This is a genomic window from Psychrobacter immobilis, from assembly GCF_904846235.1.
In the GTDB taxonomy this organism is placed as follows: Bacteria; Pseudomonadota; Gammaproteobacteria; order Pseudomonadales; family Moraxellaceae; genus Psychrobacter; species Psychrobacter immobilis_C.
The window spans coordinates 14,673-27,112 of sequence record NZ_CAJGZN010000017.1 but is presented as its reverse complement, the minus strand read 5'-3'; the positions used below and the strand labels follow the sequence as shown (position 1 = coordinate 27,112).

Sequence of the window (12,440 nt, the reverse complement as noted above, 5' to 3'; positions counted from 1 at the left end):
TAAGTTGAACAGGGATATATAGAGTTTGGAGTTGTAGTTGTTAGGCAAAAAGGTAAATAGATAAAATTATTTAACAATATATGAGGCTTAATTGTTTATAAATAAAGGGGATAGATAGTATCACTATAGAGAAGTAAGAGTTTATCGATAGACACTGTCTAAAGTCTCACCCAATTCATTTTTCCACTCAATCCATCCGTTGGTCGAACGTCCTGATACTAGAGCACTAGCTCCACTGGGTGTTTTAAATAAATGGTTTTCAGTGAGTTTATAACTTTTATCGTTTACGGCTACGAGTTTGCCGCTACTGAGCAGACTCTCTTTTAATTTAGTCACAAATGGCGGAGCTGATGACGTTTGTGTTTGCCGTATTAGAGAACCTGCTAATATTACAAAGCCATCGTCGTCATAGTATCCTTTAGCATCACCATCTTTTACCTTATAGTAAAACAGAGCTGGAATAGTTTTCGTTGGAGCTTCATCGATTATTTGAGCAACTTTAGCAATGGTGGAATCAGTCGATTTGCTTTTATAAGTCTCGTTGCTATAAAGGCTATCATGAATAGCCAAGGACTCGAAAATAGGCTGTCCTAAAGTGGATAGTAAAACATCAAGAGTGTGGAATAATTCCTCGCAATCAGCCTTTAATGGGTCAGGTGTATGCGGTTTATTACCATTATTTCCATTTTTTAGTTCGTAACGTCCCACCTCAATGGCAGTTGCGATAGCCTTATGTTCCATATATAGCGCATGGGTTTGTGTCATAGAGTTATTGGTCGAAAGCATGACAAAAGCCCGTGTCCAGAAGTCTTTGTCATCGTGTTGGTTAAGACGTCTTTTAAGATCACCAGTTTGTCCAACATAAAGTAACGGCTTCTCTACACTATCGGTATCACCAATTAAAAAATACAGACCAACTTGATTGGCATCGGGCATCGCAAAAAAATCGTCAATGTGGATACGTGGGATTTCAATCAATCTTACTGTGCGCGTAGTCATCTCTGCCAAACGCAACCCACGAGGGTTACCTTTTGGCAGATAGATTTGGATGGTTTTAGCCGATGGTATTAATGGATTCATAGTAGCTTATATTATTGGTGAATCTACTTCCGATTCTGACGTGTACGCTTTTTACGTAAACGTTTCTCTTCTTCCTTAGCTTTGCGCTTCTCTTCTGCGGCAAGGCGTTGTTCTGCGACGACGATTTCTTCAGCTTCAGTCATGGCTGGAGTCTCAAGCGTGATACGACCAATCTTCGCGCTACGCAGCTCGTTAATTAGAATCTCAGACATACGGTACGTATCGACTTGATTGCCCGAACGTACACAGCCGCGATTGCGTCCAGCGACTTCAAAAAACTCCCAATCGGTCTTTGGTAGTTCTTCAATTTTATAACGGGTTTTTAGCAGCTCAGGATAAGCATGCATTAGGTACTCAGCGGTGTAACTGGCCACATCAGCGAAGTCAAAAGCCGTATCACGGATACCGCCCGTCGCTGCTAAACGATAGCCAGAGTTTTCGTTTTCAACCTTTGGCCATAGCATACCAGGTGTGTCATAGAGCATGATGTCATCGTCGAGTTTAATCAGCTGCTGCGACTTGGTCACGGCTGGCTCGTCGCCTGTTTTTGCCACAGCGCGTCCTGCTAGCGTATTGATCAGCGTTGATTTGCCAACGTTTGGAATACCCATAATCATCGCTTTGATTTGACGACCAGTCCCGACTTTATTGGGTACAAGATGCTTACAGATGGCGATGATGCGTTTTACATCATTGGCTTTTTCAGTATCGCAAGCAATGGCTTTGACCCCATCTTGCTGCTCGAGATAATCCATCCATGCTTGAGTCAACTCAGGATCGGCAAGGTCAGCTTTGTTCAGGATTTTGATAACAGGTTTTTCGCCGCGTAGTGCTGCGACCATTGGGTTTTCACTACTATATGGAATACGCGCATCGATGACCTCGATGACCAAATCCATCTGCGGCATGACTTCTTTGATTTCGTTACGGGCTTTGTTCATATGCCCAGGGAACCACTGAATACTTGCTCTCTTATCCATCTGCTTTCATAACCTTTTATAAAAAATGCTAAAAGTAAAACAATCAACGTTTACTTTCTAATGGTGCCAGTTTACTACAGAACCTGCTTGCTCACGGGACAATTTCACCCAACCAGCTTTGTCATTACGCTTGATTTTGGTTTTCTGTTTCCTCATGCGCGGGTGGTAATGGGGCCAAATAACCAATTAATAGTATTAAACTGCCTGCGCCAAGGAAGGATATCACTCGCCAAATCGCTTCGGTCTGTGACAAATCTACCAAGACCAGCTTGAGAACGACAATACCTAATAATCCAATACCCATAAACCAAAGCGCACGCTGCCAATAGCGACTCGCTATGATGGTGGCGACCAATGCCAAGAGCGTCCACAAAATCGTCAGTCCTGTTTGTACTTGCTCGCTCTGCCATGCACCACCTTGATAGTCATTCCAAAGTAGCGTGCCAATAAAGGCGTGTAGCGTTCTGACCAACATGCTGGAAATCAACCAAAAGCTGATTAGTCCCAATATAATTAGCAGACTCTCAGTGGTGAATACGCGCTTAGATTTGGCAGCTGCATTTGCTTCGATAAGTGTCTCGTCATGGTTTTTTTGGCTTATATAATAGAGACTAAAGCCAACCAACAGCGTCAACCATGAGGTGAGGTCATATAGGTTGAATAATGGAAAATAAGACAGTCCCCAAATCACACCATCATAAGACCAATTGGTAAGAACAACCCACAGTAAAGCAATGGGAGCAAAAATGGCAGCGCATCCTAATAGTGCCTGTTGCCAATCAAACCAATACAGTAGACCGTGTTTTGAAACTTTATTAGTTGAGGCGTTTTCTTCATTTTGTCTAATATAACGACGATTGAACCATAGTCCAAATAATATAAGTATCGCTGAAAACAAGAAAGCCATTACGCCATCAGAGTCTGGTAGGCCATAATGCGCCGCGGCAGCAATGAGTAAGATACCCGTACCTAGCCAGCTTGCAGCAGTATAACGTGAGGTATTTTTGTTATCGGACCATGTATCAGACCATGTCTTTAACCATAGCTGACCCATGACTAACCAGCCGATTATCAACCCTATTAAGACCAACCATTCCGCTGTTGCCCATGTTAAATTTTGCTCGAATTTTTGCGGTAGTTGCAGTATTAGCATGAAGTAGAACAGGGCTAATAATCCATGACTAAGCTGTCTAATTTCCGCCCACGGACGATAGCGATTGATAACCCAATAAGCAATCAAGCTGATGAGTGCTGCCAGTGCAATTACCGTCGTGCTTGATTGCCAGATATCAAACCAATGATGCAAATCAAGCATCAGTACTTGTAGCATCCAAGCCATCGCGGTCAGTGTCAAAAATTTGATGAATCTAGGGCTATGCCAAACGAATTTGAATACGCGGCTCTGACTATTGATTGAGGTCAGCCATTGCTGCGCCGCTTGCGTACTGACACCTAGCGCACGCGCATAGCTGGTCAATACATCTGATGTGCCGTCCAATGTTTGTGATTGTATGACTGAGGATTGAGATTGGATGACCGAGGATTTTGTAGGAGCTTTATTGTTAAGGCTATTAAGTTTGTTACTACTATCTAAGCTATTAAGCAGCACAGCAGGGGAGTTGCTAGCGCGTAAGATAAAGACGGTCGCCAGATAGCTGAGGGCTGAAATACTAAAGGCTAAAACGGGATAGTCTTCGATAGAGAATATCGCTGTCGTTACTAGTATAACAATACTGACGAGCTGCAATAGTAAGCCGAATAACACCGACCAAGACCGCAGCGAACGCCTGCCAAACCATACTAGCGCCAACCCTTGTACTGACCAACCAAAAGCAATCCATTCAGCATCTAGCGCCAACGGAATAACGAGCGCAAAAAATCCTAACCCTAACGCTAGCATGCCTTCGGTGATTAAAGCATAGCGTCTACTGCGCTGGATAAACAACCAGCCTATCCCAAGATAAACCGTAGCCAAAATGCCACTGGTAATCGTGAGGGCGTTAGAGATATCATTTAATAAGGCAGAAAACAAACCAAAAGCCAGTAGCGGTACTGAAAACAGTAAACCAGTATCAATAGGGAATACATAGGAGCTGTTTACATGGGCTCTGTCAAAGTGTTTTGTGTCATCTACATTATCAGCATGACTGAGGTCTTTTTCGTTTAGCGCATTATAGGTAATGATTTGCTGCGCATAACGAATGACGACAAACAAGTAAAGCAGCCAGTGTAAGGTTACTAATGCTACCAATGCCCAGCGCTGCGTTTCAATAACGACGCTCAGGTTTTCGCTGATGCCCCAATAGTATGCCAAGCCAAATGTCACAGTCACACCGAATAAATTTAATATTTTCCACGGTCGATAGTGAGCAATGACGGCAATCGTGACGTTTAGTAGTAGATAATAGCTAAACAACGTGACTAAGCTGCCAGTATCTTCACTGGTCAAAATCGGTGCAAAAAAACCACCCGATAATGCCAGTAATGCCAATGGGAAGGCGTTCTGACGTACGGCGAGGGCAATGGTAATGGCAGACAATAACCCAAGTCCGATAAAGCTTGGGACACTAGGAATGATTTCATAAACACTGTAAGAAAAAAAGGTACTTAGATAGGCAATTGCTAAACCTGCACCTTGTAGCGTGATCCCATATGAAAAGCGTTTTGCCGTCAGCTTTAACCCAAGCGCTGCCAATGCTAACCCTGTAACGCCAACTGCTATCAACTTCGTGGCAATTGAAATCTCGATATATTCGCTTAATAAGCGAAGCAGGAGCACCACACCTACCAACAGCACCAGTACGCCGACTCGCACGACTAAATTGCCACCGAAAAACCAGTTTTTGATTGAGTGAATGAGTGAGGTCACAATAGGTAGTGAGCGTTCATCAGGCTCAATCGATGCGGTAGGCGCTGTGTTTTCTGTATTTATAGGGGCATTATTGTCTATAGATTTATCGTCATAGATGTTTGATGCTGCATGTATGGTCGAGTTTGAAGCAACGGTAGGAAGCGGTGGTGGTGATACAGGCAGCTGATTATCTGGAGAAGAGTGTTGTGAGTCAAAAGCTATTTCTTTAGCATCATGGTCTTTAGCGTCACTGTCTTTAGGAACATTGCCTTTAAGATGAGGATCGTTAGTAGCAGTGTTGCGTGCATAATCATTTTTATCGACGAAAGGTGCAGACGGAGGCGTCATACTACGATGTCTTTGTTGCTCAAGCTCAGCTTGCAGCGTCATCACATCGCGGCGTAGATGCTCGATTTTTCGAGTTATCCTAGTATATAACGCGACCACCACGATCAATAAAATCGTAAAAGCCAGCCAGCCCAACTGGGTCACCATTAGATACAACATCTTCGTCACTCAATCCAGTTTATAGTAAAGTGATAATGACGTGATTTGATAAGAAGCACAAGACTACTCTAATTACTGGGCTAAAAGACAAATGCTAGAATGACACTCAAAATAAAAGGGTAGCTTAATAATTAAGCTACCCTTTTTAATAGTCTTTATACCAAATCGTTTTTTATGCTAAATTGGCTTTCATAAACTCAAGCATGTTTTCCCAGCTTTGTTTAGCAGCAGCTTCATTGTAGCCAAGATCTACTTCATTTTTGGCTGCACGCTCATCAGCATGCGGATTGGTAAAGCCATGTTTGGCATTGTCATAAACGTCGATAGTGTAATCAACATCGGCTGCATCTAGCTCTGATTTTAGACCTTCGATAGCATCCATTGATACCATTGAGTCATCACGTCCATGAGCGACCAACACTTTTGCTGCAAAGTTTTTGTCTGCAGGCTGTTTTGGGGTTGGGTTACCATGGAACGTAGCAACCGCTTTTAACGGCATGCCTTCGCGAGCCATATCTAGTACAACTTTACCACCGAAGCAATAGCCGATTGCGCCTAGGTTGTCACCATCGACTGATAACTGATCGCTGAAGTCATTAAGGATTAAGCGGCAGCGTGCCATTAGCATGTCTTGATCGGCCAGTACTTGCTCCATCCACATGTTTGCCTGCGCTGCATCAGTGGTTAGTTTGCCTTCACCATAGACGTCCATAGCGACTGCTGCATAACCTGCCTCTGCCAAGCGCTCAACCACTGATTTTGGATGATCGACCACGCCCCACCATTCTGGCGCAACCAAGATACCTGCTGCTGGATTTTCATCTGAAGCGTTCTCTGGTAGTGCTACATAACTGATAAGTTCTACACCATTCTCGGTGGTACTGATTAATTCAAAAGTCTTAATTGACATATTATTGTCCTTTTTTATGTTGTGAGTTTTAATTATTCGTCATTGTGATGGTTCGTTTTTCTAACTCGTACTACCTTAACGCCCATGTCTAGCAAAAACAGCTATAATACTGTAACGCTCTTTATCAAAATGCTACTGCGACTTTATGACTATAAATTTGTTAAACAAAAATAATGACCAATCTGACTTGAACCCAGGTCTCGATGCAGCGGCCACGCCTGCGCAACCGGTCACTTTGTTCCCTGACAGTACCGATGTCGATTCTAATGCTGACTCTAAGTATGAGTCTGAGCCACTACGTCCGCAGTTCTGGTCGCGATTTTCATTAACAGAACTAAACCATAGCGAGTGGGAAGCGTTGTGCGATGGTTGTGGCAGTTGCTGCTTGATTAAGTACATCGATGAAGATGAAAGCGGCAATGTGGACGAGGAGATGGTCGAATATACCGATGTTACCTGCCAGTTGATGGACTGCGCGACAGGATATTGCAGTCACTATGCAACGCGGCAAGAGCATGTGCCAGATTGCATTCAGCTGACTATGGACAACTTGCCCAAGATGATGTGGCTACCATCGCACTGCGCCTATAAGCGTCTGTATAAAGGGAAGGGCTTACCAAGTTGGCATTTATTATTGACTGGGGATGCGGTGGTGACACAACAACAGATGCGAGCGGCCAACGTAGGCGTCGCTGGTCGCTGTGTCACGGAAATCGGTATGTCTGATGAAGAAATGGAGACACGGGTGGTTAACTGGGTCAATCCTTAGTCTACAGTTAGTTAGATGCCTGAGCAGTAGATCTAGCCTTCGCTTCAGCACTGGCTTGCGAGTTAGCCAATGCTGGTATCGGAATATCTTGACGAATCTGCTGTGAAAAGTTACGGCTGTTTTTATCTCTACTAACGCTAGTTAGTTGGTTAGCCTGATTATCAAAGCCTTTTGCTTTTGGGTTGATATGAGTGCGCTCATACCACGTGTTCATTGACCAAGGCTGGTTGTCCTTTTCTGGCGCCGCATCCAACATGCCTACATCATATAGATAGTTCGGTAACCAACCAGACACCCAAATCCGATAATCCCATGGCAAACGATCGCCACTGACGATACGCGCCATATAAAAGATAATATTGGTACAGTTGCTGAGCAATGTATTGTACCAAGCAGGTTTAGCGTTCAAATCATCAGCCGCAGTCAGATAAGATTCAAACAGCGACCTCACTTCATGCTGTTGCAAATTGCTAATAGGAAACAGATAAACCTGCTCGCCGCGCGCATTGCTGCGAGTGTAGATAATATCGCGTTCTTCTGCAGCAATCAGGCTCAACTCATAACGTCGAAAAAACCCAGCCAGCGCTGAAAAAGACTCGCCGTCTTCTTTACGTATCTCAAATGAGAAGGCAAGTGGTCTATCACCTTCAAATCGAAAGCTAACTAAAGTATGAGCGATTAGCGGTCCCATCCAATAAGAATTGGTCACATCAACGCCGGATAACTTAGACAAATCAATCGTACGGGTATCCCAATGTTCAATGGCGTCTTCTTCAGTTTGCCAATCAAAGTTACGAACATTGGTTAAAGTAATCAAATCAGGGTTGGTCGCATCGCGCTCATAGGAGACTCGCTGGTCGACTTCAGCCATCCATTCTCGATCTTGTTGCGGTTCGATAGAAAGAAACCAACCTAAACCTATGAGCCAAATAGCGCTATATACGCCGATAAGCAACTTGGTTGCTGTATTTTTGCTAATTGATTTTTTATTAGACAATGAGTCACTGTGCAATACTCTTGTGACGGCATCCCAATAACGCGTACTTAGCAGCGCAGCTAATATACCTACAATCGCTATCGTTGCAAGCCAAGTCAATACTGAGCTGACGCCGTACTGATACCAAATCGCGAGTAACAACCATAGCGCCGATAACAATAACGTAACGGCAATTAAAAAAGTCACAAGAAGCTGGCGCCATGTAGGCTTTGGCTGATTGCTATCTAATGAGCTGTTTTTTGATATTTCGTGTTTTAAGTCAAGGCTCTCTAAACCAAGGTTCTCTAAGCCACGACTGTCTGACCGTCGACTGCGTGAACGCGACGAGAGTAAGCGAGAAAAAACGGAACGTAGCGACATAGGGTTTGCTTTGATAAATAAAGGCTTTGACCATAGCAAAGTTTACAACACGCTGACAATACAATTTGAGTGAATTTGTCGTTGAATGTCGGTGAGCCTTGCGATAAAGTGAAGCTAATTTGTACTAGCAAATTTGTTATTCATGCATTAATTAATAACAAACCAGCTATTTTATTTGTTACTTTTATCCCCATCTAGGCTTTACTTGTTTTTTTATTGAGTATTGTTCGTTTTTCTATTGAATACTATTCTAATTTTTATTAACTAAAGAGGTTAAATCACACCACCATGTCTGACGACACTCCCAGCCCGAGTAGTTGGTCGATGCGCGGCTTAAAACGCTGGCTATCGACCGCCCCCGAAACCCGTGATGAATTGATTCGTCTGGTACAAGACTCGCGCCAGTTTTTAGAGCCTGATACGGTCGATATGTTAGAAGGCGTGCTCGATTTGCCTGCGACACAAGTCCGCGAAATCATGACACCGCGTCCGCAAGTGATTGGTCTGCACGAGAGCACCAGCCTTGCCGAAGTTATGGATATTATTCTTGAGACCACTCACTCGCGCTATCCTGTTTTTGACAGTCAAGATGATGATGCCGTCATCGGTATCTTATTGGCAAAAGACTTGATTCCAATTTTGGTACATATGGTTCGCAATCAAGAAGACAAAATTGACAGTAAGCGTCTTAGAGACTTGGTGCGCCAGCCGTTGTATATCAGTGAGACGGCTCGTTCTGATACCTTGCTACGCTCATTGCAGCGTACTCAGGTACATATGGCGATTGTCGTTGATGAGTTTGGTAACTTTGGTGGTGTGGTCACCATGGAAGATTTGTTGGAAGAAATCGTTGGCGATATCGTCGATGAGCATGATGACTTTGATGAAGATAGTGATATCAACAACATCATTCCTGACCCAGAAAAGCCAAATACATGGCGTGTGCAAGCGTCTACAGTAATCGAAGACTGTAATGATGAGCTGGGTAGTCGTTTTGACGATACCGATGTTGATACGATGGGTGGTCTGGTCATGCAAGCACTTGGCTTCGTTGGTGATTTAGAAGGCGAGAGCGTCGTGATAGATGATTGGAAAATCACCATTACCGATGTAGAAGGTCGATTTATCCAAAATCTAGAGCTGACCAAAACGAATGCTGAGCAACAGATATTGATAGGCAGCCACTAGCTTGCTTATAGTGTCACGATAATTGGTCAATGAAAAAAACTTGTTAGCAAATTCCATAAAAAACACGATGAAAAATCGTGTTTTTTGCTTTCTGCCTTTTGGTCTTTAGAATGAGGTTTTAGCTACGCAAATTTACCCACTTGTAGGTTTTGACTGGTATCATGGGTGGGTTTTATTTGTGGCCCTGCATAAAGCATTGTGCAGTCAGGTTTTGCGTGAGTGTTATCTCATCGCTTAGCTGAGAAATTTTAGAAAATATGGTTTTGGATAACTGCTATGCGTCTGTCTACTGTTGATTTGCAAAAACGTCTGAACCCTGATAAGCCAAAAGGTTTACACATGGGGTTGACGGTACTAATAGCTTGGCTGGCAGGGGCAGCTTTTATACTCGCGCTCGCGCCTTATGGCATTTGGCCAGTTGCCTTGGTATCACTTGCCATCTTATATGCGTTATTGGTACCAGCGATGACAGGTCGCCGCGCCTTTATAATCGGTCAGGCCTACGGTACAGGGCTGTGGTGTGTTGGCGCGTTTTGGCTATACACCTCGATACACGTTTATGGTGATACACCCGCATGGCTTGCTTTGATTATGATTGCGCTCATGGGTCTAGGCATGGGTTTGTTCCATGGATTTTTGGCGCTAATCTTTAATCGTGTGGTCGGCAAGCAGCCGTTATCTTTTGCCGCCCTGTGGATACTCCAAGAGTGGATGAAAACGTGGCTGTTTACTGGTTTTCCTTGGCTATTCGTTGGTTATGCGTTTACTGAGCAGTATTGGTTGTCTTCGCTCGCGCCTGTGGCTGGCGTTTTTGCAGTTTCTTTCGTAGCGGTATTATTGGCTGCCAGTATTGTTGAGCTATTGCGTCGCCGCGGTGGCTATATGATTCCATCGATAGCCTTGTTAATCATTAGTAGCACGCTATGGTTGATCAATCCGCAGTGGACCAAACCAAAAGGCACTCCTGATTTATCGGTGTCTTTGATTCAGGGTAATATCCCACAAGACCTAAAATGGCTCACTGAATATCAAATTGAGACGCTAAAAATCTATGCAACGTTGACTCGTGACGAGTGGGGACGTGACATCGTGCTGTGGCCTGAATCGTCTATTCCTATGTTTCAGACAGAAGCTGTTGGTTTTATCAGTGAAATGGTCGCGATGGCCAAAGAGACTGATACGACATGGGTGACAGGTATTCCTTATAAGGACGAAGCAGCGTTTGATGCCAGTACAGATAAATATCCGCCGTTCTACAATAGCGTGGTAGCGCTAGGGGCACAGGCAGAGGGGCTGTATAAAAAGCAACGTCTGGTGCCATTTGGTGAATACATTCCATTCCAAGGCGTGCTCGATATTCTGCCAAATCTAGCAGGTAGCCAAGACATTATGAGCTATAGTCGCGGCAGTGATCAGCAGTCGCCGCTACGTGTGCGAGGGCATAATTTAGGTGCAGCCATCTGTTATGAAGTGGCTTATCCAGATACCACGCGCAAAAACGCCATTGGCACGGACTTCTTATTGACCATCTCAAACGATGCTTGGTTTGGTACGTCGGCAGGCCCATTACAGCATTTACAGATGGTACAGATGCGAGCATTAGAGAACGGCCGCTGGTTTATGCGTGCGACCAATACAGGTGTGACAGCTATCATTGACCACAAAGGTCGTATCGTAGAGCGTGCACCGCAGTTTGAGCGTACTGTATTGCGCGGTGATATTCAGGCACGAGTTGGCAACACGCCATTTATGCGCTTTGGTCAATATCCTATTTTGTTTATCATGGCACTGTTGCTGATACTCAGCTATTTGGGTAAACGTACTAAGTCTCCAGTACGTTTGGTTAAGTAAGATGTGACGATAGTGAATAATAGATAACTGATTAAATAGTTAGCTGACCCAAGTGCCAAAAATGAATAGTTAAATTGTGGATAATAAACCCTTTAAATACTTAAGGGTTTTCACAAATCAGTATAAATTGCGATATAATAGGTCAATATTTCAAATATTTTGTGCAAGGTGGATAAGGTATGTCAGAAGGTATCGTTAATAACAATCCAAAAAAAGAGCTGTTATTCGCTTTAGGTGGCATTGCCATGTTCTTAGGTATTGTCTTACTTATTGGTGTTTCTGCATTTTTGCGTCCAGCAGGCGAGCATATCACTGCTGAGACAACTGAAGCATCAGCCGCGGCAGATGAAGCAGAAGCCACTGCTACTGAAGAAGCGGCTCCAGCTGATGCAGAAGCTGCAGCAACAGAAGAAGCGTCAGATGCTACAGCGCCTGACACTGCAGCAGATGCAACCGTAACACCAGCGGCAGATGCAGATAGTGCAGTTGTCACTGCAGAAGCTGGTACCGCAACTGCTTCTGGTACTGTAAGCCAAGCCGCTGTTGCTGATGCTGATTTGACAGCTGAGCAAGCGGATGGTGACTTAGATGCTGGGAATGCTGGCGACGCTACTGATGAGGCCGCAGCACAGTAAGCTGTGGCATGATTATGTAACTGACCTAAAGTAGTGTAAATGATCCAAAATGGTGCCACTCGATTGTTAAATGAGCTGCATTATGAAGTCTGTATCAACAGTGCTATAAGCATAATATTACTGTCCTAGATACCTATAAAAAGAGTCCGTTCTCAACCATTGAGAGCGGGCTTTTTTTATGGGTATTTGTGTAATTTTTGACCAATTCTTTCTTTACTTGATTATAGCCAAGTGAAACAATGTTCCGCCTATATGACCGTCCATCTGGATAATCAGGGGTTTGGTCATTACAAATATGATCTTTAAAGGAAT

The 12,440-nt window shown here is 43.9% G+C and carries 9 protein-coding genes; 4 read left to right on the top strand and 5 right to left on the bottom strand.

Translation table 11 applies throughout. From position 1 onward, the window contains the following. Positions 1–141: 141 nt before the first annotated feature. From JMX07_RS11220 to JMX07_RS11205, 4 genes are all read right to left on the bottom strand, one after another. Positions 142–1,080, bottom strand: a complete 939-nt coding sequence (locus JMX07_RS11220) for a GIY-YIG nuclease family protein (RefSeq protein ID WP_201608004.1) — start codon at positions 1,078–1,080, stop codon at positions 142–144. Between the two features lie 23 nt (positions 1,081–1,103). Beyond that, positions 1,104–2,060 carry a ribosome biogenesis GTPase YlqF gene (ylqF, locus tag JMX07_RS11215; protein WP_201608002.1) on the bottom strand — a complete coding sequence of 319 codons (957 nt, stop codon included), beginning with the start codon at positions 2,058–2,060 and terminating at the stop codon, positions 1,104–1,106. Between the two features lie 124 nt (positions 2,061–2,184). Continuing rightward, on the bottom strand, positions 2,185–5,418 hold the full coding sequence (locus tag JMX07_RS11210; RefSeq protein ID WP_201608000.1) for a DUF2339 domain-containing protein: 3,234 nt from the start codon (positions 5,416–5,418) through the stop codon (positions 2,185–2,187). A 172-nt stretch (positions 5,419–5,590) separates the two neighbouring features. Next, on the bottom strand, positions 5,591–6,328 hold the full coding sequence (locus tag JMX07_RS11205; RefSeq protein WP_102078159.1) for a dienelactone hydrolase family protein: 738 nt from the start codon (positions 6,326–6,328) through the stop codon (positions 5,591–5,593). 235 nt (positions 6,329–6,563) lie between these two features. On the opposite strand from JMX07_RS11205, the gene JMX07_RS11200 reads away from it, so the two are divergent. Next, complete coding sequence (locus JMX07_RS11200; RefSeq protein ID WP_227684803.1) at positions 6,564–7,097, top strand: YcgN family cysteine cluster protein; 534 nt, start codon at positions 6,564–6,566, stop codon at positions 7,095–7,097. Between the two features lie 7 nt (positions 7,098–7,104). Here the strand turns inward: JMX07_RS11200 and JMX07_RS11195 are convergent, their stop codons facing one another. Next, on the bottom strand, positions 7,105–8,454 hold the full coding sequence (locus JMX07_RS11195) for a DUF4105 domain-containing protein (RefSeq protein WP_201607998.1): 1,350 nt from the start codon (positions 8,452–8,454) through the stop codon (positions 7,105–7,107). Positions 8,455–8,742: 288 nt separating this feature from the next. Between JMX07_RS11195 and JMX07_RS11190 the strand changes: the two genes are divergently transcribed. The 3 genes from JMX07_RS11190 (at position 8,743) to JMX07_RS11180 (ending at position 12,128) form a co-directional block, all read left to right on the top strand. Next, positions 8,743–9,642: a CBS domain-containing protein gene (locus JMX07_RS11190; RefSeq protein ID WP_201607997.1), complete on the top strand. Its 900-nt coding sequence runs from the start codon at positions 8,743–8,745 to the stop codon at positions 9,640–9,642. Between the two features lie 276 nt (positions 9,643–9,918). Continuing rightward, positions 9,919–11,493, top strand: coding sequence for an apolipoprotein N-acyltransferase (gene lnt, locus JMX07_RS11185; RefSeq protein ID WP_201607991.1), 1,575 nt, complete (start codon positions 9,919–9,921; stop codon positions 11,491–11,493). Positions 11,494–11,672: 179 nt separating this feature from the next. After that, positions 11,673–12,128: a hypothetical protein gene (locus tag JMX07_RS11180; protein WP_201607987.1), complete on the top strand. Its 456-nt coding sequence runs from the start codon at positions 11,673–11,675 to the stop codon at positions 12,126–12,128. Positions 12,129–12,440: the final 312 nt, after the last annotated feature.

Coding starts and splice junctions, on each gene's coding strand:
- JMX07_RS11220 (WP_201608004.1), bottom strand. CDS start 1,080: ATGAATCCATTAATACCATCGGCTAAAACCATCCAAATCTATCTGCCA.
- JMX07_RS11210 (WP_201608000.1), bottom strand. CDS start 5,418: ATGTTGTATCTAATGGTGACCCAGTTGGGCTGGCTGGCTTTTACGATT.
- JMX07_RS11180 (WP_201607987.1), top strand. CDS start 11,673: ATGTCAGAAGGTATCGTTAATAACAATCCAAAAAAAGAGCTGTTATTC.
- JMX07_RS11195 (WP_201607998.1), bottom strand. CDS start 8,454: ATGTCGCTACGTTCCGTTTTTTCTCGCTTACTCTCGTCGCGTTCACGC.
- JMX07_RS11190 (WP_201607997.1), top strand. CDS start 8,743: ATGTCTGACGACACTCCCAGCCCGAGTAGTTGGTCGATGCGCGGCTTA.
- lnt (WP_201607991.1), top strand. CDS start 9,919: ATGCGTCTGTCTACTGTTGATTTGCAAAAACGTCTGAACCCTGATAAG.
- JMX07_RS11205 (WP_102078159.1), bottom strand. CDS start 6,328: ATGTCAATTAAGACTTTTGAATTAATCAGTACCACCGAGAATGGTGTA.
- ylqF (WP_201608002.1), bottom strand. CDS start 2,060: ATGGATAAGAGAGCAAGTATTCAGTGGTTCCCTGGGCATATGAACAAA.